The 23,187-nt window shown below is 68.6% G+C and carries 19 protein-coding genes; 4 read left to right on the top strand and 15 right to left on the bottom strand.

Features of this window, described 5'->3' with window-relative positions; genetic code table 11:
* Window positions 1-164: 164 nt before the first annotated feature.
* The 9 genes from VN461_12130 to VN461_12090 all read right to left on the bottom strand — a co-directional run bounded on the left by VN461_12130 (window position 165) and on the right by VN461_12090 (window position 12,827).
* Entirely contained in the window at window positions 165-1,382 is a 1,218-nt protein-coding gene (locus VN461_12130) for a patatin-like phospholipase family protein (protein ID HXB55528.1), read from the bottom strand.
* 50 nt (window positions 1,383-1,432) lie between these two features.
* A complete protein-coding gene (locus VN461_12125; GenBank protein HXB55527.1) occupies window positions 1,433-1,885 on the bottom strand; it encodes a phasin family protein in 453 nt (150 codons plus the stop codon).
* 41 nt (window positions 1,886-1,926) lie between these two features.
* A complete protein-coding gene (locus VN461_12120; GenBank protein ID HXB55526.1) occupies window positions 1,927-2,544 on the bottom strand; it encodes a polyhydroxyalkanoate synthesis regulator DNA-binding domain-containing protein in 618 nt (205 codons plus the stop codon).
* Between the two features lie 61 nt (window positions 2,545-2,605).
* Window positions 2,606-2,803, bottom strand: coding sequence for a hypothetical protein (locus VN461_12115; protein HXB55525.1), 198 nt, complete (start codon window positions 2,801-2,803; stop codon window positions 2,606-2,608).
* A 15-nt stretch (window positions 2,804-2,818) separates the two neighbouring features.
* The gene (locus VN461_12110) at window positions 2,819-4,690 is read right to left on the bottom strand and encodes an N-acetylmuramoyl-L-alanine amidase (GenBank protein HXB55524.1); all 1,872 of its coding nucleotides are present in this window, start codon (window positions 4,688-4,690) and stop codon (window positions 2,819-2,821) included.
* Window positions 4,687-6,993, bottom strand: coding sequence for a DNA translocase FtsK (locus VN461_12105; protein HXB55523.1), 2,307 nt, complete (start codon window positions 6,991-6,993; stop codon window positions 4,687-4,689). The genes VN461_12110 and VN461_12105 overlap by 4 nt, the downstream gene beginning before the upstream one ends.
* Window positions 6,994-7,000: 7 nt before the next feature.
* The gene (locus VN461_12100) at window positions 7,001-8,671 is read right to left on the bottom strand and encodes a ribonuclease J (protein ID HXB55522.1); all 1,671 of its coding nucleotides are present in this window, start codon (window positions 8,669-8,671) and stop codon (window positions 7,001-7,003) included.
* 18 nt (window positions 8,672-8,689) lie between these two features.
* Entirely contained in the window at window positions 8,690-9,448 is a 759-nt protein-coding gene (gene rsmA, locus VN461_12095; protein HXB55521.1) for a 16S rRNA (adenine(1518)-N(6)/adenine(1519)-N(6))-dimethyltransferase RsmA, read from the bottom strand.
* A 415-nt stretch (window positions 9,449-9,863) separates the two neighbouring features.
* On the bottom strand, window positions 9,864-12,827 hold the full coding sequence (locus tag VN461_12090; GenBank protein ID HXB55520.1) for a carboxypeptidase regulatory-like domain-containing protein: 2,964 nt from the start codon (window positions 12,825-12,827) through the stop codon (window positions 9,864-9,866).
* Between the two features lie 297 nt (window positions 12,828-13,124).
* Here VN461_12090 and glgA point away from each other — a divergent pair, with 297 nt between their 5' ends.
* Window positions 13,125-14,567 carry a glycogen synthase GlgA gene (glgA, locus tag VN461_12085; GenBank protein ID HXB55519.1) on the top strand — a complete coding sequence of 481 codons (1,443 nt, stop codon included), beginning with the start codon at window positions 13,125-13,127 and terminating at the stop codon, window positions 14,565-14,567.
* Between the two features lie 274 nt (window positions 14,568-14,841).
* A complete protein-coding gene (trxA, locus tag VN461_12080) occupies window positions 14,842-15,168 on the top strand; it encodes a thioredoxin (GenBank protein HXB55518.1) in 327 nt (108 codons plus the stop codon).
* Here the strand turns inward: trxA and VN461_12075 are convergent.
* From VN461_12075 to hutH, 3 genes are all read right to left on the bottom strand, one after another.
* Complete coding sequence (locus VN461_12075; GenBank protein HXB55517.1) at window positions 15,165-16,301, bottom strand: ATP-binding protein; 1,137 nt, start codon at window positions 16,299-16,301, stop codon at window positions 15,165-15,167. The genes trxA and VN461_12075 overlap by 4 nt on opposite strands.
* A gap of 2 nt (window positions 16,302-16,303) precedes the next feature.
* A complete protein-coding gene (gene hutU, locus VN461_12070) occupies window positions 16,304-17,950 on the bottom strand; it encodes a urocanate hydratase (GenBank protein ID HXB55516.1) in 1,647 nt (548 codons plus the stop codon).
* Window positions 17,951-18,076: 126 nt separating this feature from the next.
* Entirely contained in the window at window positions 18,077-19,624 is a 1,548-nt protein-coding gene (gene hutH / locus VN461_12065; protein ID HXB55515.1) for a histidine ammonia-lyase, read from the bottom strand.
* Between the two features lie 114 nt (window positions 19,625-19,738).
* On the opposite strand from hutH, the gene VN461_12060 reads away from it, so the two are divergent.
* Both VN461_12060 and VN461_12055 read left to right on the top strand, forming a co-directional pair.
* Window positions 19,739-20,080 (top strand): hypothetical protein, encoded by a 342-nt coding sequence (locus tag VN461_12060; protein ID HXB55514.1) that lies wholly within the window; start codon window positions 19,739-19,741, stop codon window positions 20,078-20,080.
* Window positions 20,081-20,095: 15 nt separating this feature from the next.
* Entirely contained in the window at window positions 20,096-21,400 is a 1,305-nt protein-coding gene (locus tag VN461_12055; protein ID HXB55513.1) for an adenylosuccinate synthase, read from the top strand.
* A 50-nt stretch (window positions 21,401-21,450) separates the two neighbouring features.
* Here the strand turns inward: VN461_12055 and VN461_12050 are convergent, their stop codons facing one another.
* The 3 genes from VN461_12050 to VN461_12040 form a co-directional block, all read right to left on the bottom strand.
* Window positions 21,451-21,852 carry an HXXEE domain-containing protein gene (locus VN461_12050; protein ID HXB55512.1) on the bottom strand — a complete coding sequence of 134 codons (402 nt, stop codon included), beginning with the start codon at window positions 21,850-21,852 and terminating at the stop codon, window positions 21,451-21,453.
* A 138-nt stretch (window positions 21,853-21,990) separates the two neighbouring features.
* Window positions 21,991-22,866: a pirin family protein gene (locus VN461_12045; GenBank protein HXB55511.1), complete on the bottom strand. Its 876-nt coding sequence runs from the start codon at window positions 22,864-22,866 to the stop codon at window positions 21,991-21,993.
* Between the two features lie 35 nt (window positions 22,867-22,901).
* On the bottom strand, window positions 22,902-23,187 hold a 286-nt coding region (locus VN461_12040; protein HXB55510.1), incomplete at its 5' end, for a DoxX family protein.

Genomic DNA, 23,187 nt, shown 5'->3' with positions numbered 1-23,187 from the left:
GTCGATCGACTTCGGCGACCCCGTCCCCACCGGGACCTACGGCGCCGAGGCGGCCGAGGATCCCATCCTCGTGAACCGTCTCTCGGAACAGGTGCGCTCGACGATCCAGGGCATGATCGACGGCCGCCTGGCCCGTCGGCGTTCGGTCTGGTTCGGCTAGCCGCTTAGTCCGGGCGGCGCCGCGGACGGGAGCGTCGGCCCCGCAGCCGCGAGCCCAGCGCGTCCAGGGATCCGGCCAGGGAGCGCCCCAGCGGCGACCGAAAGACATCGGCGGACGGTGCCTTTGGGACTCGATCGGGATGCTTGAGGTGGAGCTGGTGCCGCCCCAGGAGGCGCCCGTAGCGGCGGTGGTGATCGCGGAAAAAAGCGCGCACGGAGCGGTACCCGTGCTCGGCCACGACCCGCCGCGCGCTGTAGCGCATGATGTTGTAGGCGAACATCTGGATGTCGTCGCGGCCGGGCTCGATGAGCAGGATGTCGACCTCCGGGTGCTCGGCCCGATAGCGCTCCAGCCCGTACTCCATGCGGCCGTGCAGCATGATGCGCAGGGCCTGGTCGAGGACGTAGGTGACGCCGTGGCTGCTGAGGTGACCCTTGAAGCGCCCACCCGCTGCCCGGTTCAAGATCGGAACAATCGGGTTGATACAGATGACCAAGTCCGCCCCGTGCCGAATGGCAAGGTTGATGTGGGCCGTCTTCTTGACCCCTCCGTCCACGTAGTCGCGCTTTCCGATGCGCACCGGGCGGTAAAGGCCGGGGAGGGCGGCGGACGCCTGGACGGCGCGGGAAACGGGGACGTTGCGATGCCCCTCCTCCCCGAAGGCCACCGACTCTCCACGGTCCAGGTCGACCGCCACCACGTAGAGCTCCCGGGCCAGGCCCGAGAAGGTGTCCGCCTGACCGCGGCTCTTGAAGAGCCGACTCAGGTACTCCTGGAGCCCGGAGGTCTCCAAGAGACCAGGGGGGAGGAGCTCGAAAAGGGAGAGCGCCAGATCGGAGATGCTCCCCCCCTCACCGGTGAGGGCGGTCGCGAGCGCCTCCTTGAGAACGCGCGGGGCCCGCGCCGACCGCCTCAGGAACTCCATGATCCCCAGGCGGTAGAGGGGGGCGGAGGTGGCCCCGAAGGGGTTCCGGGTTCGGGAAGTGACCTGCTCGTACATCTCGGCGGGCGATACGCCGCTGGCCAGCAGGGAGGCCACGAAAGCCCCCCCGCTGATGCCCACGTAGAGATCGAGGTCCATCACGCTCCGGTCGAGGAGCTCGTCCAAAGCCCGTAGGCACCCGATCTCGTAGAGGGCCCCCGTTACCCCGCCCCCCGCGCACACCAGGGCCACTCTCGATCGCCGCTCACGCCGCCGCCCCGCCCCGTTGAGCCTGCTCACTCAAACCCCCGCCAGAGTCTAAGACATCCCTCCCCGGCTGGCGGGAGCGTTCAGCGCTTGAAGCGATCGATCTTCCGGGACAGCTCGTCCACTTTGCGCGTCAGCTCGTGTACCTCGTGCCGGCTTGGGATGTTGACCGCGGCCAAGGCCGCGTGCACGGCGTCATTCACGGTGCGGCTCACTGCCTTGCGCTCTTTGCGCACGCGGGCCTGGAGGGCCTTCATACGCCCGTCGAGGTCCTTCAGCGCCCTTCTGCGCTCGCGGCCGATGAGGGCGCCGATGTCCTTCAGCATGGCGGACGCGTCCCTCGTCGTGACCTTGTTCCTTTTGAGCAGACGCCGGACCTGCTTCTCCAAGTTCTCCTCCGCGGAGGTCAAGGCCCCCAGGGTCGCGTACCAGGTATCCTTTAGCCGCGCGCCTGCGGTCTTCGCGTGGGGGGCCGTGCGCGCCACCCGCGCGGGCTGCGGTGCCTTGCGGCCGGCCGACTTCGTTCTCTTTGCCATGACGAACTCCCTTCAATAGATCGTTGCGCGGCCCGCCCCGTTCAAGCGGTCCGTTGTTTCTTCTCACGGGGGCCGCGCTTGCGAGCCCGCGGTTTCCCCAGGGTGGTTTCGAAGGCCTCGAGGCGACCCTTGAGGGCGAGCAGGGATGGGTTGGCCTTCCCCGGGGCCGCCCGCTCCAGGAGGCTGCGGATGCGGCTCTCGATCCCCGCTTGGGCCTCGGCCACGATGCGCTGGACGGCTTGGGCGATTTCCTGGCGCAGGGTGAGGGCCTCTTCCAGGGTGAGGCGGCCCCGGGTGAGAAGGCCACCCACGATCTTTTCCGCCTCCTCCCGAGCCCGGGTGGTCGCTTCCTCAGGCGCCCACTCCAGCCCTGCCCCCACGCTCGAGCCGAGACGAATCACGCGGGCCAGGACCTGGCGGGGGATGCGGGCCGTGCTTTGTTTGATGCCCTCCAGCATGACCTGGGCGAGGGTGAGGGCCGTCGTGTCCTGGCCCGACTTCTGGTCCTGGACCTGGACCTCCTGCCCCCCCGCCACCCACGCCCCCAGCTCTTCCAGGGTCACGTAGCGCCGGGTGGCCGGATCGTAGAGCTTGCGGTTCTGGTAGCGCTTGATGATGCGGGCTGCCCCCGTCCCCTCCATGCGGGCAATATAACGCAACGCGTCATTTGGGTCAAGTAGAATGACGCGGGGCGTTAGGGGGGTAGGGGACGGGAAAGGCTCAGGGGCGGCGAGGGTCGCTGTAGAGAGAGAGGGGCTGATTTTCCGCCAACCCCGCCCGGCGCCTCCGGATGAGACTGACCCCGAGCAGGATACCCAGAACCACGGCCAGGGCGAGGATGAACCCCGTCAGCTCCAGGGAGGAGAGAAGGACCCCCACCAGGTCAAAGGTGGGCTTCTCCACGCGGATCCAGGTCACGGCTCCCACGGGCGGTTAGCGGCTTGCCTCCCTCTCCGCCACTGTAGATCGCCGGCCCGAGCCCGTCAATTGGCGGGTCTGGGTACGGCTCAAGGCCTCGAGGTAGCTGCGCACGCCTTTGAGCAGGCTCTGCGCGATGAGCTCGCGGTATTCGTTGGTCTTGAGCTGCTTCTCGTCATCCGGATTGCTGACGAAGGCGATCTCGGCCAGGATGCTCGGCATGTTGGCGCCGATGAGCACGTAAAAGGGGGCGGTGTGGACGCCGCGATCCTCGACGGGGTGGCGCGTCCGCAGGTGCTCGACCATGGCCTCCTGGATGGAGGCCGCGAAGTCCCGGCTCTCGTCGATCTTGCTGTTGAGGGTGATGGCCTTGACCAAGCCCTGCAGGTCCTTCAGGGTGGCGGCAGAGATCGCGTTCTCGCGGGCGGCCACCGCCTCCGCGTGGGGGGTCCCTGCGAAGTTGAGGAAGTAGGTCTCGATCCCGCGGGCGGTGGGGTTGCGGCTGCTGTTGGCATGGACGGAAAGGAAGAGGTCGGCGGCCTTGGAGTTGGCGATGGCGGTGCGCTCCTCCAGGGCGACATAGGAGTCGCTGGCGCGGGTCATGATGACCTCCGCTCCCAGTTCGGTCCGGACGAGCTTCTCCAGGCGCAGGCAGACGTCGAGGACGAGGTCCTTTTCCTGGAGGCCGCCCCGCCCGATGGTGCCGGGGTCGTGGCCGCCGTGGCCCGGGTCGATGACGATCCGCCGTGCCCCCAGCCCGAGCTGGCGGGCCAGGCTGTAGGAGCCCGCCCGGTTGACCTCGGGGGGCGCGGGGGGGACGGGGCCGGCGGCGCGGCGGACCGGCTCTCCGCCGTCGATGGCGAGCCTTGGGTTGGGCCTGGCGCGGGAGGCGCCCGGCAGCGGCTCCAACATGGCCGTGATGCGCCGGGAGGGCAGCCGGTCGATGGTTTCCGGTGAAGCGAGGGCGGTCGGCCCGGGGGCGGCGGATGAGCGCGGGGCCTCCCCGGGCCGGGGGGTCCCCCGCACATCGACCACGAGCCGCGTTCGGGTGGGGTCCTCGAGATAGAAGACGGAGTGCTCCTTCACGTCCTTGAAGTCCAGGACCACCCGCACCACGTCGTCCTTGTTCTGGCCGATGCGGACCTTCTCCAGGAGCCCATCGCCCACCGGGAAACTGCGGGAGGTGAGGTTCGGGTGGAGCCGCGTGCCCACGAGGTCCACCCAGAGCCGGTCCGGATCGGCGATGCGGTCGTAACGGAGGGGGATCTTCCTCTCCAGATCGATGACCACGCGGGTTGAGGACTCGCCGCTCCAGAAGCGAAGGTCGTAGACCTGGGCGAGGCCGGGCGGGGGCGGGCTAGGGAGGGCAGCCGCCTGGACGGGCGCCTTCTTGCGGAGCAAGGCTTTGATTTGCGCCGCCCGCTCCGCGTCCGGACAGGCGGCCAGGTAGGCGCGGCCGGCCTCCGCTAGGCGCTTGCGGTCTCCCGACTCCTGGGCCACCTCGACCACGGCGAAGAGGGCCTTCTCGCCCAGCCGGCTGCTCGGGTATTCCGCCACCAGGGCCCTGTAGGCCTGCACGGCGTCGTCGTTGTATTTGGGAATCTTGAACTGGCCCGCCATCTGGCGATAGAGGTTGCCGATGGCCAGGAGGGAGTCGTCGCAGTATCCGCTCTTGGGGTAGCGCGCCACCACCTTGCGGTAGCGCATGATCACGTGCTCCCACACGGTCGGGTCGGCCTGGAGCTTTGGGGAGGCGTGGAGGGTCGCCTCCGCGTGCCGGGCCTCCTGGAAGAGCGCTCCGTCGGGGCGGGCGGCATCGGCCGGGGCAGGGGCAAGAAGGGCCGCGATCAGGACCAGCCCGCCGACGGTGCCGCACGCGACTTTCACTTCGGCCAGCTATCCACGGTCTCGTAGTAGTCGGGAGCAACCAGGATCTCGCGGGGCTTGGACCCATCCGCCGGCCCCACGATGCCGTCGCGCTCCATGAGGTCGACGAGGCGGCCCGCGCGCGAGAACCCGATGCGGAACCGGCGCTGCAGCATGCTGGTCGAAGCTTGCCCGCTCTGAACCACGAAGCGCACCGCTTCGTCGAAGAGATCGTCGCGGTCCAGTACCGCGGCCGTCTCCGCCGCCCGCTCGGCCTTGCCCACGCTCTCGTCGTACTGGGGCCGGCCCGCCTTGCGGAGGTAGGCGGTGAGGCGCGCGACCTCCTGCTCGGTCACGAAGGCTCCGTGGATGCGGGTGAGGCGGGCGCTCCCGGGGGGGAGGAAGAGCATGTCCCCTCGCCCCAGAAGGTGCTCGGCCCCGATGGAGTCCAGGATGGTCCGGCTGTCCACCCGGGCCGCCACCCGGTAGGAGATGCGGGAAGGGAAGTTGGCCTTGATGAGGCCGGTGAGCACGTCGACGGACGGCCGCTGGGTGGCCAGGATCAAGTGGATTCCCACCGCCCGCGCCATCTGGGCCAGGCGGGTGATGGATTCCTCCACCTCGTGGGAGGACACCATCATGAGATCGGCCAGCTCGTCGATGATGATCACGATGTAGTGCAGGGGGCGCAACTCCTCTTCGCCCTCCGCGGTGGCCCGCTCGGCCCGGATGATGTTGTTGAATTGCTCGATGTTGCGCACGCCCTCCGAGGCCAGCTTGCGGATCCGTTTCTCCATCTCCGCCACCGCCCACTTGAGGACGTTAGAAGCCACCTTGGCGTCGGTGACCACGGGGGTGAGCAGATGCGGAATGTCCTCGTAGACCCCGAGCTCGAGCCGCTTGGGATCGATCAGGATGAGGCGCACCTCGTCCGGGGTGGACTTGTAGAGGATGCTGGAGATCATGCAGTTGAGGCCAACGCTCTTCCCCGTCCCCGTGGAACCGGCGATGAGGAGATGAGGCATGCTCGCCAAGTCGGTGACGTAGGGGTCGCCCCCCACCGTCTTGCCCAGGGCGAGGGTGACTCGGCCGGGGGCCTTGCGGAAGCTGTCCGACTCCAGGATCTCGCGCAGGTAGATGGTCTCCCGGACGTCATTGGGCAGCTCGATCCCCACGTTGCCCTTGCCGCTGACGCGGTCGATGCGGATGGACTCCGCTTCTAGGGCGAGGGCGAGGTCGTCGGCCAGGGTCACGATCTTCGAGTACTTCACCCCCGCGTCCGGCTTGAACTCGTAGGTCGTGACCACGGGGCCGGGGTGGATCTCCTTCACCGAACCGAGCACGCCGAACTCCCCGCACTTGGCCTGGAGGATGCGGCCCCGTTCATAGAGGCGCTCGTGGTCCACGCTCGACCCCGACTGGATCTCGTCGAGGATGGCGAGGGGAGGGAGAGAGGAGTCGCCCTTGACCTCGGGGGCGGGCGCCCGGCGCCGCTTGGGCGGGGGAGCCTCCTCGGGGCGGGCGTCCAGCTCGACATCTCCCGCCGGCTCCGCGACGAAGGGCAGTGCCCTCTGCGTGGGCAGGGGGCGGGGGTCGCCCCCCTCCTCCGCTTCCCCCTGGGAAGCCTTGGCCTTGCGGACGCGGGGCAGACTCTCGCTTCCCTCCGGGGCCTCCTTCTGGGTGTGCTTGCGGATCACCTCCCGGCGCATCTTCTCCTTGCGTCGGGTCTCCAGGTAGTGGGCCCAGGCCGTGCGCAGGGACTGGAAGCGGCCACCCGTCCGCGCCCCCACCTCATTCAGAAGGATGGCGAAGGAGAACTGGGTGGAGAGGATGAGGCTCACGAATAGGGTGGTGGCCACTACGATGTAGGCCCCCGTGCGGTTGAAGTCCTTGGTGAGCAGCGCGGCCAGCAGCTCACCTACCGCACCTCCCGCCCGCACGGGCTCGGCCTCGAAGGTCACGGTGCCGAAGGTCAGGGTGGCGAAGGCGGTCAGGGAGAGAAGCATGAGCAGAAGTCCGGCCCCCTTGGTGTAGGGGGCCTCGATGGGCTTGCACCAGAAGAGCTTCCAGCCCGCCAGGCCCAGCACGAGGGGCAGGAGCAGGGCGGTCACCCCGAAGAGCTGCGGGACCAGGAGTTCGGCCAGGAAGGCCCCCGCGGGGCCGATGAAATTGCGGGCGGGTCCCGTGGCCCCGGCCCGGAAGAAGGGAGCGGGGTCGTGGGGGTTGAAGGTAGCCAGGCTGATGAGCAACATCAGCGCTAGGCCGAAGGACAAGAAGCCCAGAAGCTCCGCGCCCCGTGTCGATCTCCTCGATTCCGTGCCCATCGTCCTCTCAGACCTCCATCACTACGGGGATCACCATCGGCCGCCGCTGCGTCCGGCGGCGGAAGAAGCGACGCAGCTCCCGCCGCACCCGTTCCTTGGTCAGCTCGCTGTCCAGCCGCTCTTCCCGGGGCCGGGCCTTTACCGCCTCTTCCACCAGCCGGCCCGTCTCCGCCCTCAGTTCCGCCTCTTCGCCCGCGTCCACGAAGCCGCGGGTGACGATCTCGGGAGGCGATTCCAGCTCGCCGGTCTGTCGGTCCCGGACCACGATCGCGACCACGATCCCGTCCGAGGAGAGCTGGCGGCGGTCCCGGACCACCACGTCCTCCACCTCGCCCGCCCCTCCCCGGTCGAGGAGGATGCGGCCCGCCGCCACCCGCGCTTCCTTGCGCGCGCCCCCGGGACCGAGGGCCAAGACCTCGCCGTCCTCGGCCACGAGCACCCGATCGGCAGGCATGCCCGCCGCCGCCGCGAGGCGGGCGTGCTGGGCCAGCATCCGGTACTCGCCGTGCACGGGCACCAGGTAGCGCGGGCGCACGTGGGTCAGGAGCTCCACGAGGTCGCCTTGGTTCCCGTGGCCGGAGACGTGCACCCGGGCCGTGCCGGGGTGCACCACGTCGCAGCCCAGACGAAAGAGGTTGCTGATGACGCGGGAGACCGCGCGCTCATTGCCGGGGATGGCGCGGGCCGAGAAAACGACGGTGTCGCCGGGGCCCACCCCCAGGTCCCGGTTCTCGCCCACGCTGATCATGGAGAGAGCGGAGAGCGGCTCCCCTTGGCTGCCGGAGACGAAGACCAGCGGCCGCTCCCCGGCCTGGCTCTCACGGAGAGACTCCGGGGAGAGGAGCGACGATTCCGGAATCCGCAGCTGGCCCAGCTCGCGGGCCACCTCCGTGTTGTCGATCATGCGCCGCCCGAGGAAGGCGATGGACCGGTCGCGGGCTCGGGCTAGGTCCGCCACGCGCTGGATGCGGGGAATGGAGGTGGCGAAGCAAGAGACCAGCACCCGCCCCGGCGTGCGGTCCAGCACCTCGCGAAACGCGGGGAGCACGTCGTCCTCGCCTCCCGTCGGTCCCGTCTGCTCGACGTTGGTGCTGTCGGAGAGCAGGACCAGGACGCCGTGGTCACCCCAAGCGGAGAGCGCGGCAAGGTCGGTGCTCTCCTCAGGGGGAGCGGTGGGGTCGATCTTGAAATCCCCGCTGGCGAGGACGACCCCGGCCGGGGTCTCGATGGCGAAGGCCAGGCTATCGAGCACGCTGTGAGCCACGCGGATCGGATGCAGGCGGAAGGGCCCGATCTCGACCGGGGAGCCGGGGATGAGCGTGCGCAGATCCGCGCTCACCCCGCGTTCGCGCAACCGCCTGGCCGCGAAGCCCAGGGTGAGGGCGCTGCCGTAAACAGGTGCGGGCGCGGCCTGCAGGGCGAAGCTCAGGGCTCCGATGTGGTCCTCATGGCCATGGGTGAGGACGATCCCGTGCATCTGCTCGCGGCGCTCGGCCAGGTACTGGAAGTCGGGCACGATCGAGTCGACTCCCGGCATGTCGGCGCTCGGGAAGAGGACGCCCGCGTCGACGAGCAACAGGTGACCCTGCCACTCTACGACCAGGGCATTCAGCCCGAACTCGCCGAGACCACCGAGCGGTATGAGGCGCAGTGGGCGCTCGTCTGTGGGCGCGTTCATCAGTGCCTTCTGGAGACGCTAGTCTAGCACGAGGGCCGTTGCCAGTTTCGCAAACTCCACAACAGATAGGGTTTCCGCACGCCGTGACCCCGCCAGGTTGAGCAACCTCAAGTGATGCTTGAGGTTAGGATAGCTATCTCGAAGGTTGTTTTCAAGTGTCCGGCGGCGGCGGGAAAAGGCCTTCTGCACCAGCCGTTCGAAGGCCGCCTGGTCGGGCACCTCGGCTAGCGGCCGGCCTCGAAAGCGGACACGCAGGAGCGCCGAGCCTACTCGGGGAGGGGGCTCAAAGGCCCCGGGCGCGAAGCGGAGAGCGATCTCGACGTCGGCCCAAAGGCCGTAGAGAACGGAAAGGATTCCGTACTCGCGTGAGCCGGGTCCCGCGGCCACGCGCCGCGCGACCTCTTCCTGGAGCATGACGTGCAGGTCGCGGAAGTGGCCGCGCAGGTCAAGGAAGCGGCGCAGCAGGGGACTCGAGATGTAATACGGCAGATTCCCGGCCAGCCGGCTGCCCGCGGGCACGAGGGCCCCGAGGTCTGCGTGCAGGGCATCGGCCTCCACGATCTCAACGTTGGCCGGAGCCCGCGCGCGCAGGCGGCGGGCGAGCGCCGTGTCCACCTCCACCGCGACCACGCGGGCGGCGAGTCCGGCCAGGGGCAGGGTGAGGGCGCCCGTGCCGGGGCCAATCTCTAAGAAGGTCTCGTTGGAACGGGGCTCGATGGCCCGTAGCAGGCGCTGAACCGAAGCCGAACGTAAGAAGTGCTGGCCGAGGCGGGGCACGCGGGCAGGGTAGCACTTGAGCGCCCCGACCGAGGCCCGGAACGGCGGGACGCCGGGCGGAGGGCACTCTGCGCGGGGATGCGAAGCCTGGGTGGGGCGGCGCGCTCGTGTTCGGCCGCCGGGGCTCTCGGGGCCTGCCGCGGTCCCGGAAACAAATCCCCCTTTTCACGGGTGCGCCGGTCGTGCTCGTCTCCATCGACACCAGGGTGCCGACCATCTCCCCGCCTATGGCTATCGCGGCCTGGAGACGCCCCCTCTGGACCGTCCCGCCGCGACGCCATCCTTATTTGAAAGAGGCCCTCCGCCCGTGCCCGATGACCGGCCCACCCACGTGTGGCGGACCGTGGCCGCCCGCAAGCCCCTAAAAAAAAAGGCCCCGGGGTTGCCCCGGGGCCAAGGGAAACGAGCTGCGAACTTAGAACCTTAAGCCGACCGAGAACTCGTAGGTCCGCGGCGTCTGGTAGGCGTAGCGGCTCGTCGGCTTTCCGAACGAGGCGGCCTTGCGCCAGTTGACACCCTCCACCGGCGTGTCCGTGAACGGGTTGAAGGGGGCGAGGCTGGCGCTGGTGCGGTTCACCAGAACGGTCGTGTCGATGCAGCCGCCGGTACCGCAACCAACGTCCAAGAGGCCGTTGACGCCCCCGTAGAAATTGGTCAGGGCCTGCCGGTTGACGATGTTGACCACCGTCCCGCGGAAGAAGAGCTCGGCTTTCTTGTATCCGAGTTTGTGAGCGTAGTTCATGGCGAGGTCGGTGCGCCAGAGGTCATCCATGTGGAAGGCATCCCGGGCCGTGAAGTAGTAGTTTTCCTGGGAAGGCGGGGTCAGGTAGCCGGGGTTCTGCACATAGCGCCGGGTGTCGATGGTGGCGACGGCCCCGTACGGCGTCCCGCTGCTGTAGAACTGCAGGAGACCCAGGCTGAGCGAGCCCACGGCCGCCGGAAGCGGCACGTCCCACGTGGCCCAGGCCCGGGCCCGGTGGCGGACGTCGCCGTTGAGGTCGCCCACCGGTGAGTTCCAGGTTGGATCAAAATACTGCGGGTAGGAGAGGAGGGTGCTCGTGACCGGCCCGCTAGGGCCGTTCTCGCCCTCGTAATTCCCCGTCAGGTGGGAAAGGGTGTAGTTGCCGCCCAAGCCCAATCGACTGGTCGCCCGGTAGCTAACCTGAAAGTTCAGGCCCTTGTACGTTCGCTCGAGGGCGTCGGTGTTGCCCACGATGCCGAGGTCGAACTGCTTGCCGAACTGGTCGCTGACGCGGCCCGTGGTTTGGTCGATCTGGGTGACGTAGAAGTCGTGGAACTTACGGTAGACGCCGTCCACGCGCACGGAGCCACGGGTGCCGAGGCGTCGGGTCAGGCCCAGGGTAATGTCCCGCGAGTTTGGCGACTTTAGGGTGCTGTTGATGTGCGTGTTCAACCCGGGGATGCTGGGGGAGCCGAGGATGGGGCGGTTGGTGCCCCCGTTGGCGTTGAACCAGTCGAAGAGTGTGGTGAGGGCGTCCTTGGTGGAGGTCGGGTTCGCCGGGTTGCCGACATTGACCGCCGGCCCGCCGTAGGCGAAGTCGATGGTGGCCGGCTGGCCGCCCGCGGACCCGGCATCGCCGACACTGTTCGCGATGGCCGCCACGTATTGTCCGTAGGCGGCGTTTATGGTCCAGGTGCCGTCTCCCTTCGGATCGAAGGTGGCCGACACGCGCGGGCTGATGGCGGTGTCCTTCACGACCGTATTACCCTGGCTGTCCTGGCCATCGTTCTTGTCAAAGCGCGCACCGACGTTGAAGCTCAAGTGCCGGTCGAACGTCCAGGCGTCGTTTACGAAGCCGGACACGGTGCGGAAGCGGTTGCCCACCGAGTTCACAAAGATGGGCGTCCAGCGGATGAACGTCCGGCTGTCCAGCACCGGGAAGATCTGGCTGCTGGCGCCGGTACCCTGGATGATCGCCGACGTGGTGAAGACGCGGAAGTCGCTTCCCGACTGGTGGTTGTTCGAGAGGCGCTTGTCGTCGAACATGTCGAAGCCGAAGACCACGCTGTGGGAGCCCAGGCTGCCCGTGGAGGCGAAGTAGGTAGCCTTGGCGGTGACGTTCTGGTTGTCGCGCGTCTCAGGGTCGCATATGCCGCAAAAGGTAGGCGAGTTGTAGCGCGCACTGCCCCGTGACTGATCCCGAAGAAGCGTGCCCTGGACCAGGTCGGTGAACAGCGACCCGGAGCCGACGAAGGTGAAGCGCCGCCGTGAGTATTGGCCTTCCACGAAGAACTTGGGGCTGAGGATCCCGGTGTAGTTCGCCGAGAGCAGGTCCTGCGGCGTCTCGCGGTTGACCAGGCTCGCCAGATCCATGATCGTGCCGAAGGAGTTCCCGTTTTCCTTGTCCTGGATCTTGGTGAAGGCGCCCCGGAAGTTGTGGTTGGCATTCAGGGCCCAGGTGAGCTTGCCTTCGTAGCGCTTCTGGTTAAGGACGTCCGGGAAGTTGATGTTGGTGAAGCTCGTGGTGCCCGTGGTGGTCGAGTCGCCGGTGAAACGACCCGCCCCGAAGAACCAGAGCCGATCCTTCAAGATCGGGCCGCCCAGCGTTACCTCCTGGATCTTGACCAGGGTGTCCGACCGTTTGTCGTTGGGGTAGGGGGTGATCGACCTCCAACTGTCGTTATCGAAGGTCATGCGATAGGAGCCCGAGAACTCGTTGCCACCCGACTTCGTGATCGCCTGCACTACGCCGCCCTGGAAGCGGCCGTATTCGGCGGAGATGGCGGCGGTGGTGGTCGTCGTCTCCTGCAGCGCGTCCTCGATGAAGAGGTTGAGAGCCTGTCCCCGGATGTTCTCGTTCACCACGACGCCGTTGACCACGTAGAGGCTCTCGAACGACATGGCACCGTTGATCGTGAGGCCGCCGTTAGGTCCCGTGTTTTCCACGCCCGGCGTGAGGAGGGCGGCGGAGACGAAGGTCCGCTGGAGGGGCAGTTTCTCCACGAGGGCGGCCTTAAAGCTGGTGGCCAGGGCCGCGTTTTGCCCGAAGTCCCCCTGGGCCTGACCAATCACGTTCACCGTCTCGCTCGCGACGGTGACGGTCAAGGCCGCATTCAGGGGGACGGCGGCCCCCAGCGCGACCCGCACGCTCTGCTTGACCGTGCTGAAGCCGGCCAACTCGAAGGTGACTGTATAGTCACCGGTGGGCAGGAACGGAATGATGTAGTCGCCGTTGGTCGAGGTCGTGACGGAGCGGGATCCCTGCAGGTTCGGCGAATTAGCCGTGACTGCTACGCCCGGAAGCGCCAGTCCCTGCTGATCGGCCACCTTTCCGGAGATCGTCCCCGTGGGGTTCGTCTGGGGGAGAGCTGGTAGGGCCAACAGGGCCAGGGCCCCAGCCAGGAGCGCAATCTTCATCCGCATGTGCCTCCTTCTCTTTCCGCGCTTTATAAGCGTCTGTCTTTCCAGGGAAACAACACAGTGGACACCGCAAGCGGCATGCCATGCGCGCGCCGCCGGGGGATTCCGGCGGAATGGGTTGTCAATCAGCGAGATGGCGGCACGCCCCGAGCCGCCGGTAAGAGCGTGTCTTCATGGGCTTGGATCAGCCATTCCAAGATTGTGGAATTTTGGCCAGACCGGAGTGTGAGTGGGCGCTGGTGTTTGACCGTGTTGAATGCCCTCTGCTAGCCTGTCTCCTTCGTCCCGGAAGACATGGCGGAGAAGCTCCACATCGCGTTCGTCACCTCCGAGATGGTCCCCTATGTGAAGACGGGGGGCCTCGGCGACATCTCCGCCGCCCTGCCCAAGGCCCTGGCCCGCCTGGGGCACCGCGTGACCGTGGTGATGCCCCGCTATGCGGCGATAAAGTTCCCGCCTGGAGAGTTCGCGGGATCGGTGCATGTGCCCGTGGACAGCACCAGCCGCAGCGCGGGGTTCTACCGAGCCTCGGTCGGGCCCGGCGTGGATGTCGTCTTCGTGGAACACCCGCCCTTCTACGACCGGCCCGAGACCTACGGTGACTACGACGACAACCGGCTCCGCTTCGCCTTCCTCTCCCGCGCGGCCCTCGAGTACTTCCGGAGCCGCGGCGAGCGGCCCGACGTCTTCCACGCCCACGACTGGCAGGCCGGGCTCGTCCCCGTCTACCTGAAGGCCTTCTACTGGGACGACCCGACCCTCTACCGGTCCCCCAGCGTCCTCACCGTGCACAACGTCGCCTACCAGGGGCGATTCGGCACCGACACCGTGGGCTTGCTCGGCCTGCCCTGGAACCTGGGCAGTAGCGAGGCCCTAGAGTTCCACGGCACCGTGAGCTACCTGAAGGGGGGCATCGTTTTCTCGGAGGTCGTCAACACGGTCTCCCCCCAACACGCACGGGAGATCCAGACCCCCGAATATGGCCACGGCTTCGACGGCATCCTGCGCTCGCGAGCCGGGGACTTGGCGGGGATCCTGAACGGAGTGGACTACGAAGAGTGGGACCCCGCGATCGACCCGCTGATCGCCAAGCGCTACGCCCCGGCCGATCTTTCCGGCAAGACCGCGTGCAAGGCCGACCTCTTGCGCACCCTCGGCCTCCCCGAGTTTCCGGACCTTCCCGTGATCGGCATCATCTCGCGCCTGGTCTGGCAGAAGGGCCTCGACATCGTGGCCGACGCCTGGTACGACCTGCTGAACCGACCCTTGCGGATGGTGGTCCTGGGCACGGGGGAGCCCGCCATCCAGGATGGCCTGAAAGCCCTCGAGCGTCGCGACCCCGCCCGCTTTGCGGTGCGCCTCTCCTACGACGAAGCCTTGGCCCACAAGATCGAGGCCGGGGCCGACATCTTTCTGATGCCGTCCCGCTTCGAGCCCTGCGGCCTCACGCAAATGTACAGCCTGCGGTACGGCACCGTGCCGGTGGTGCGCTCCACGGGGGGCCTGGTGGACACGGTGGAGCCCTACGATGACGCCACCGGCCAGGGCACCGGCTTCCGCTTCGACCAGGCCGATGGGACGGGCTTGATCTGGGCCCTCGATCGAGCCCTGGCCGCCCACCGGGACGAGAAGGCCTGGCAGAAGCTCATGCGCAATGGCATGTCCCGCGACTTCTCATGGGAGCGGTCGGCGCGAGCCTACGTGGAGCTTTACGGGCGAGCGCGGGCCAAGGCCTGAGTTCCGGACGTCTTGCCCTGGACAGCGTGACCCTTGAGCGCGGGCGGCGGCCGTGCCGAGGTCGCCCCAAGGGGTCGTGGACCCAGCTCGGCGTCCGTTCGTAATACCATGGGTTGTTGACGGGCCCGCTCAGCCGGCGGGGTCCGGGAGGGCCCGGACGTCAGAGCACGGCGGCCCCACCGGGTTGCCGCGGTCCGCCGCGGGGAAGACGGAACGGCACGTCGGGACACTGACTCCGAACGCTTCGGGGTCGTCAACACGGGAGGTCGGGCGGATGTCCGAGCAGATCGAAACCTTCACGGACCAGAACTGGGGTGAGGTTCTGGCCTCGGTCCAGCCTGTCCTTGTGGATTTCTGGGCGGAATGGTGCAAGCCATGCTTGGCCATGGTGCCTGACATCGAGGCGGTAGCCCAGCTCTACAAGGGTCGGCTGAGGGTGGGCAAGCTCAACGTCGAGGAGAACAACGACGTTCCCTTCAAGTACAACATCACGGCCATGCCCACCCTGATCGTGCTCAAGGGGGGCCAGGTGCTGGAGCAGCGCGTGGGCAAGATGTCCAAGGAGGCCCTCGTCAAGCTCCTAGAGCCGCACCTCGGCTAGTCGATCTCCATGAGGGTGTCGCGGCGGGGGAGGGCGGGCGCTGCCGGGGGCGGGGTGTCGGGGGCCTGCGGGGCGCGGCCGTCGGGCCGGATTAGTTCCCGGGCGGCGGCCAGTAGCTCGGCCGCGGTGGGGGGTGCGCCGCGCCCGTGCAGCCGGACCCATTGGCGGACGAGCCCGTCCACGTAGTAGTAGCGCTTCTTCACCACCCTTAGAGCGTCGACTCCCACCAGCCACTGCAGATAGTCGCGGGTGGCGCCGGGGGTGCGGCCGAGGCGTGCGACGAGGGCGGTGAGGTTCAGACCCTCCTCACGGGCGACCGCGGCCAGTACCGCCTTGCAGATCCCGTAGCCGCGGCTGCGCAGGAGGAGCGACTCGTACGTGTGTCGGCAGGCCAGCTCCAGCCGGCCCCCCCCGGCCATCTCTTCCGCCCAGGCCGCGACAAGGTCGGCCCCCTCGGCCAGGCGTGCCACCAGGACGTGAACATGCCGCGGCCAGCCGAAAGAGGCGAGGGCGAGGGCCTCCGCCGCGGCCGCGATGCCCGCCGCGCGCAGCACGGGCGCGAGGTCTGCCGCGGACAGGGGAGGGACGGCGAGGGCGTCCAGACCCGGCCAGAGCTCCCGGGCCAGGGTGTGGAAGGAGGTGGCGAGCACGGTCCCGCGTCGCCGCGCCCCCAGAGCGGCGCCGAGGGTCTTGTGCGCCTGTCGGAGGCCGGGGAAGTAGGCCAGGGAGCGGATCTCGGTGGCTTCGTCAAGAAGGAGCGCCACCGGCCGCCCCGCCGCTTGATCGAGAGAGGACCAGAGGGCGAAGAGCGCCTGCACCGCGTCCGCGCTCCGCTGCCGCCCCGCGGCGGCGAGGCGCCGGATCTCCGTGGCCTGGGCCAGGCGATCGCGGAACTGGTCGGCGGGAAGGACGTCGAGGGCGGCGGCGACGAAGCGGTCGGGGGAGGAAGCCGCGGCCATGAGGTCCAGGTAAACCGGCCGCCAACCGTCCCGGGCCAGGACCCCGGCCAGTTCTTGGAGGAGGGTGGTCTTCCCCGCGCCGGGGGGGCCAGTGAGGAGGAGGGGGCCCCGATCGATCGCCCGCGCCCGCAAGCTCTCCACGAGGCCCGGCCGGGGGACCTCGAAGCGGGCCATCGTCAACGGGCCTGATCGAGGAACGGAATGCGGAGCCCGCGCTCGCGAGCGACCGCGGCCGCGCGCTCGTAGCCGGCATCCACGTGGCGCATCACGCCCGTGCCGGGGTCGGTGGTGAGCACCCTCTGCAGCCGGACCGCGGCTTCGGGGGTACCGTCCGCCACCACCACCATCCCCGCGTGGATGGAGTAGCCCATGCCCACGCCGCCCCCGTGGTGGACGGAGACCCAGGTGGCGCCCGCGACCGCGTTCAAGAGCGCGTTGAGGATGGGCCAGTCGGCCACCGCGTCGGAGCCGTCCTTCATGCCCTCCGTTTCCCGGTTGGGCGAGGCCACGGAGCCCGCGTCCAGGTGGTCGCGACCGATCACGATGGGGGCCGTCACCGCGCCCGAGCGCACCAGGTCGTTGAAGACCTTCCCCATCCGGGCCCGCTCACCGTAGCCGAGCCAGCAGATGCGGGCGGGCAAGCCCTGGAACTTGACCCGCTCGCGAGCGAGGGTAATCCAGCGGTGGAGGGCCTGGTCCTGGGGGAAGGTGCGCAGGACTGCTTCATCGGTGGCGGCGAGGTCGGCGGGATCTCCGGAGAGCACGACCCAACGGAACGGCCCCTTACCCTCGCAGAAGAGGGGCCGGATGTAGGCAGGCACGAAGCCCGGGAAGTCGAAAGCCTCCGCGACCCCCGCTTTCTTGGCCTCCGCCCGAATGTTGTTGCCGTAGTCGAAGACCACCGCCCCCTGCCGCTTCAGGTCCAGCATGGCCCGCACGTGCTCGGCCATGCTCCGGCGCGCCTCCGCCATGTAGCGGGTGGGCTCGTCCCGGCGGAGGCGCAGGGCCTCCTCGTAGCCCATCCGGTTGGGGACATAGCCGTTCAGGGGATCGTGGGCGCTCGTCTGGTCGGTGAGGAGATCGGGCACCACTCCCCGCCGCGCCAACTCCGGCATGATGTCGGCGGCGTTGCCCAGGAGGCCGATGGAGAGCGCCCGGCCCTCCCGACGGGCGGCCTGGGCGCGGGCGAGGGCCTCCTCCAGGCTCTCCGTCGTCTCGTCGAGGTAGCCGGTCTGAAGGCGGCGCTCGATCCGCTGGCGGTCCACCTCGACCGCGATCATCACGCCCTGGTTCATGGTGGCGGCGAGGGGCTGGGCCCCCCCCATCCCTCCCAGGCCCGCGGTCAGGACCAAGCGCCCCGCGAGCGAGCCCCCGAAGTGCTGGCGGGCCGCCTCCGCAAACGTCTCGTAGGTGCCTTGCAGGATTCCCTGGGTGCCGATGTAGATCCAAGAGCCGGCCGTCATCTGGCCGTACATCATGAGACCCTTCCGGTCCAGTTCGTAGAAGGTCTCCCAGGTCGCCCAGGCCGGGACCAGCATGGAGTTGGAGATGAGGACCCGGGGCGCATCGGGGTGCGTGCGGAAGACACCCACCGGCTTGCCGGACTGGACGAGCAGCGTCTCGTCGTTGCCGAGCTCCTTTAGGCAGGCGACGATGGCGTCGAAGCAGGCCCAGTTGCGCGCGGCCTTGCCGATCCCGCCGTAGACCACGAGATCTCCGGGTCGCTCGGCGACCTCGGGGTCGAGGTTGTTCATGAGCATGCGGAGGGCCGCCTCCTGCTGCCAGGACTTGCAGGACAGGGTGCTACCCCGCGGGGCGCGGATGGTGCGGGTGGAGGAGGGGGCGGCGCTCACATCCCCCCCGGGTGGTGGCGAGACTCGCTCCGGCGAGGGTCGCCGGCCCGGCCCCCTTCTAGTAGGGGGGGCTCGAAGGCGCTCATGACCGCCTCCTCACTCCAGGACACCGCATACCTTCCCCGCGGCCTCGGCGATGGCGCCGGTGCGCACCAGGTCTGCCACCGCCTCTATCTCCGGGGAGAGCGAGCGGTCCCGATCATGGGGAGGGACGCGCTCGCGCACGAGGCGGTAGGCGGCTTCCAGGGGGGGCGACGTCCGCAGGGGCTTGTGAAACTCGAGGGCTTCGCAGGCAGCTAGGAGCTCCACCGCCAGGATGCGGCGCGTGTTGGCGACTACGCGCGCCGCCTTGCGGGCCGCGCCCACGCCCATGGACACGTGGTCTTCCTTGTTGGCCGAAGTGGGGATCGAGTCCACGCTCGCGGGGTGGGCGAGGGTCTTGTTCTCCGCGGCCAGGGCGGCGGCGGTGACGTGGGCGATCATGAAACCCGACTGGAGCCCGCCATCGCGGGCCAGGAAGGCGGGAAGGTCGGAGAGGGCGGGGTTGACGAGCCGCTCCGTCCGCCGCTCGCTGATGGCCCCGAGTTCCGCCACCGCGATCGAGAGTACGTCCGCGGCGATTGCCACCGGCTCGCCGTGGAAATTGCCGCCGGAGAGCATATCGCCCGTCTCCGCGAAGACCATGGGGTTGTCGGTGGCCGCGTTCAGCTCGACCAGGAAGGTGCTGGTCACGTAGGCCAGGGCGTCGCGGGCGGCGCCGTGCACCTGGGGGATGCAGCGCAGGGAATAGGCGTCCTGGACCTTGCCGCAGTCCCGATGCGATTCGCGGATCGAGCTACCCGCGAGAAGCTTCCTCAAGTTTCGGGCCGCGGTACCCTGGCCGGGATGGGGGCGGGCGGCGTGGATCCGGGGATCGAAGGCCACGTCCGTCCCCTTGAGGGCGTCCAAGGTCAGGGCCCCGGCCACGTCCGCGGTGCAGACGAGGCGGATGGTCTCGGCCAGAGCCAATCCGCCCACCGCGGTCATGAGCTGGGTGCCGTTGATGAGAGCGAGGCCTTCCTTGGCCTCGAGGACGACGGGGCGGAGGCCGGCCGCCCCCAGCGCCTCCATGCTCGGGTGAAGGTGGCCCCGGTGGATGCAGGAGCCCTCGCCGATGAGGGCGAGGGCGAGATGGGCGAGCGGCGCCAGGTCGCCGCTCGCGCCCACCGAGCCCTGGGACGGGATCAGAGGGTGGATGCGGCGGTTGATCATCTCGATGAGGAGGTCCAGGGTCTCCGGGCGGATGCCGCTAAAGCCCTTGGCCAAAACGTTGGCGCGCAGGACCATGAGGGCCCGCGTCTCCGCCTCGTCGAGGGGATCGCCCACGCCCGCGGCATGGCTGCGGACCAGGTTGAGCTGCAGCTCCCGCAGCCGATCGGCCGGGATTACCACGTCCGCGAAGTTCCCGAAGCCGGTGGTGATACCGTAAACCACGGTGCCGCGGGCCACCGCCTCATCCACCACCGAGCGGGCGCGGGCCACGCCCTCCCGGGCCTTCCCGTCGAGGGTCACCGTGCGCCCCTGTCGGGCCACGGCTTCGAGGGCCTGGAGGTTCAAGGCCCCGCCGTCCAGAACCACGGGCCCGGGATGCGGGGAGGAGCTCATCCGATTGGCGGTGCGGGACCCGGGGACTATAGCATGGCCCCGGGCGCTTGCCGCTGGCCTGGGCGTCGGGTAGAATCGGCGGCTCAAGTGGTCTAGTTCTAGCAAGGAGTGGGCATGGCTGACTGGGCTCTGATGAGCCTGCAGGTGCGGGGCAAGGTCCGGCGCTTCATCCAGGCGAGCGTGCTGAAGGAGGATACCTCCGCTCTCTTGGCCCGGCGCAAGGGGGAGTGCAATCGGTGCGGGGCCTGCTGCAAGATTCTCTTCCAGTGCCCGTTTCTCGGCACCGACGCCGAGGGTCAGTATACGTGCCGGATCTACGAGAAACGGTTCGCCCAGTGTCGGCTCTTCCCGCTCCATGCCCAAGACCTGCGGGAGCTGGGCGAGCAGTGCAGCTACACCTTCGAGGCCGAAGCCGAGCCCGGGCCCTCTGCAGCCCCGGCCCCCCTCCTCGACTAGCCCAACCGCTTCTCCATGCCCAACATCGTGATCGCCGGCGCCCAGTGGGGCGACGAGGGCAAGGGGAAGCTCGTTGACCTCCTGACGGACAAGGTCCAGGTCGTGGCCCGCTACAACGGGGGCCACAACGCCGGCCACACCGTCATCGTCGAGGGCGAGAAATTCGTCCTTCATCTCATCCCCTCCGGCGTCCTCCATCCCGGCATCTTCTGCGTGATGGGCAACGGGATGGTGATCGATCCCTGGGCTCTAGAGGTGGAGATCGCCGAGCTGCGCGGGCGGGGCGTGACCGTGGACGAGAACCTGCTCATCTCCGATCGGGCCCACCTGGTCCTGCCTCACCACCGAGCCCTGGAGCTGCTCTCCGAGGAGCTGCGGGGACCCCGAAGGATCGGCACCACCAACCGGGGGATCGGGCCCGCTTACGAGGACAAGGCGGGGCGCCGCGGGATCTGCATGGGAGATCTCTTGCGTCCGGCGGCGCTGCCGGCCAAGCTCGCGGAGGCCCGCCGCCACTTCGAGCTCGTCTTCCGCGGCGCCGGGCGCTCGCCCGAGGTGGACTGGGATCGGCTCGTCCTGGACCTCACGGGCTTCGGAGATCGCTTGCGCGCGCGGATCGGCGATGCGTCTTTGGCACTGCAGCGGGAGTTGGCCAACGGCTATTCGATCCTCTTCGAAGGGGCGCAGGCCACCCTCCTCGACCTCGACCTGGGCACCTACCCCTTCGTGACCTCCTCGTCGGCGGGGGCGGGGGGCGCGGCCACGGGCCTGGGGATCCCCCCCACGCGCATCGACGCTGTCCTCGGTATCGCCAAGGCCTATACCACCCGCGTGGGCACGGGCCCCCTGCCCACGGAAATCGGAGGCCCGCGGGAGGAGGAGATTCGCGCCCGCGGGAAGGAGTACGGGGCCACCACAGGCCGCCCGCGCCGCTGCGGCTGGTTCGACGCCGTGATCGTTCGCTACGCCACGCGTGTCAACGGCTTTGACGCCATCGCTCTCACCAAGCTGGACGTGCTGGACCATCTGGCCGAAATCCCGGTCTGCACTGCCTACAAATGGGAGGGAGAGAACCTGCACGAGCTACCCTCGGACATGGCGGTGCTCGAAGGCTGCGCCCCCGTCTACGAGACCCTCCCCGGCTGGCAGGCGCCTACCGCCGGCCTCCGGGAGTTCGGCCTTCTGCCCGAGAACGCACGGCGTTATGTAGACCGCCTCGCGGAACTGGTGGGGGCCGAAATCGGTATCGTCTCCACCGGCCCTGATCGCCGAGACACCGTCCTCCGATCGACGAGTGCGATCGCTTCCTGGTTCGAGTAGCGTCGAGGTCGCCGGATAGCGCCGTCGGCCCAGGGCTGGAACCGTGACCCCTATGAGCTGGGCGGGTCAGCCCGCGAGAGAGTCCATCCGAGCCATAGCGAGAGGCCGAGTAAGAGGGGAGCGGTTGCGGCGCCGGGGAAGTAGCCCCGAGAGCCCACGGCCAGCATGAGGTGGTTGGCCCCATTGACGCCTTCAAGAATGGCCCAGAACCACGCCCAGCCACGCCCAGATGCGTGCCCCTTGCGCACGCGTGCCAGGTAGCACCAAAGCCCGAACAAGACGAGGGCCCCGTTGGCGATGGCGAACCCAAGGGCCAGGTTGCTGCTGACTAGTCCGCTGATGAAACGCGCCGGGGCCAGCACGTCGTAAAGACGGAAGTAGTACTCCTCGATCGAATGCGCGGCCTGCGCGAGGATCAGGCACAGGAAGAGACTCTGGCTCAGGGTCCTCATCGCCCTTCCCCGTCGCAGCGTCCGTCGACAGTGTGAATTGGCGCGGTCAGACTTCCGCTGCGCTGACCTAAGGTACCGCGAAGGGTATCCTTGAACGGCGGGGCAAGGCTACCCTTCGGGTACCGGGCGGGCAAGCGGTCAGGGTCGCTGGATCTGTGCAAAACGGCCGGACCGAAAGTCTGAGAACGCCTGCAGAACTTCGGATTCCGTGTTCATCACGAAGGGACCATAGCGCGCCACCGGCTCGCGCAGCGGCTCCCCGGCCAGGAGCAAGAGCCGGGCGCCCACGGGCGCATCCCGGGGGACAGCGAGCCGGACGCTGGGGCCCGGCCCCAACAGACCGAGTTGGCCGTCGCGGAGCGACTGACCGTCGCTCCCGACTTCTGCGCTTCCCTCGAAGACGTAGGCGAATGCCTGGTGACCTTGGGTGAGCGGCTGCTCTACGACCGCCCCCGGCTTCAGGCTCCAGTCCTGGTAGACGATCGGCGTGCGCGTGTCGATGACGGCGCGAACGCCGAGCGCCTCTCCCGCTACGACACGAACGTGACCGCGGCCGTCGGGGGTCGCGGCCTGAGGAATCCGAGACGCGGGCACCTCCTGGTAGCGCGGCGCCATCATCTTGTCGCGCGCGGGCAGGTTGACCCAGATCTGGAAGCCGTGCATGCGGCCGCCCCGCTCTCGGATGTGTTCCGCGGGCATCTCGGAGTGCACGACGCCGCTCCCGGCCGTCATCCACTGCACGTCGCCCGCGGCGATCGTCCCCCTGTTCCCGGCAGAGTCCTCGTGCTCGAACTGACCCTCCAATATGTAGGTCACGGTTTCGAATCCGCGGTGGGGATGGTCGGGCGCGCCCTTGGCCTCGCCCGGACCGTAGTCCGCCGGCCCCATCTCGTCGAGCAGCAAGAATGGATCAACGAGGGGCAACTCGGCGGTGGGAAACGGACGCCGGACGACAAAACCGCCGCCCTCTAGCTGACGGTGCGCCGAGATCACATGTTCAACCCTACGACTCACGTTCTCCTCCTTAGTCCTTGTTACTCAATGGGGTCTCAGGCGGCCTGCTCCGAAGATGACGTTGGCGCCGTCTTTCGAGCGAGTAGCGGAACGACGCCGCCGACCAAGCCCGCGGCCAGGGCTGCCAGGCCCCAGGCCTCGCCCGACCAAGAGATTCCGAGCGCCTGATCCAGCGCGAAGTTACCCGGCCCGGTGAACGCCAGGGCGACGGCGGTTGCGCCGAGCACCAGGGTGTACTCGTAACCACCGTTGTGCGCGAAAAAACCCTTCCTGATGTGCGCGCTCACCGCCGCCACCAACATTACGGCCCCGACCATAGCG

Source organism: Vicinamibacteria bacterium (genome assembly GCA_035570235.1).
GTDB lineage: Bacteria > Acidobacteriota > Vicinamibacteria > Fen-336 > Fen-336 > DATMML01.
Note: the sequence above shows the minus strand (reverse complement) of the source record. Positions and strands in the feature narration are given on the sequence as shown.

What these genes read in the sequence shown, in the direction of transcription:
- VN461_12125 (HXB55527.1), bottom strand. Translation starts at nt 1,885, where the DNA reads ATGGCAAAGAGAACGAAGTCGGCCGGCCGCAAGGCACCGCAGCCCGCG.
- VN461_12105 (HXB55523.1), bottom strand. Translation starts at nt 6,993, where the DNA reads ATGGGCACGGAATCGAGGAGATCGACACGGGGCGCGGAGCTTCTGGGC.
- VN461_12100 (HXB55522.1), bottom strand. Translation starts at nt 8,671, where the DNA reads ATGAACGCGCCCACAGACGAGCGCCCACTGCGCCTCATACCGCTCGGT.
- VN461_12090 (HXB55520.1), bottom strand. Translation starts at nt 12,827, where the DNA reads ATGAAGATTGCGCTCCTGGCTGGGGCCCTGGCCCTGTTGGCCCTACCA.
- glgA (HXB55519.1), top strand. Translation starts at nt 13,125, where the DNA reads ATGGCGGAGAAGCTCCACATCGCGTTCGTCACCTCCGAGATGGTCCCC.
- trxA (HXB55518.1), top strand. Translation starts at nt 14,842, where the DNA reads ATGTCCGAGCAGATCGAAACCTTCACGGACCAGAACTGGGGTGAGGTT.
- VN461_12075 (HXB55517.1), bottom strand. Translation starts at nt 16,301, where the DNA reads ATGGCCCGCTTCGAGGTCCCCCGGCCGGGCCTCGTGGAGAGCTTGCGG.
- hutH (HXB55515.1), bottom strand. Translation starts at nt 19,624, where the DNA reads ATGAGCTCCTCCCCGCATCCCGGGCCCGTGGTTCTGGACGGCGGGGCC.
- VN461_12060 (HXB55514.1), top strand. Translation starts at nt 19,739, where the DNA reads ATGGCTGACTGGGCTCTGATGAGCCTGCAGGTGCGGGGCAAGGTCCGG.
- VN461_12055 (HXB55513.1), top strand. Translation starts at nt 20,096, where the DNA reads ATGCCCAACATCGTGATCGCCGGCGCCCAGTGGGGCGACGAGGGCAAG.
- VN461_12050 (HXB55512.1), bottom strand. Translation starts at nt 21,852, where the DNA reads ATGAGGACCCTGAGCCAGAGTCTCTTCCTGTGCCTGATCCTCGCGCAG.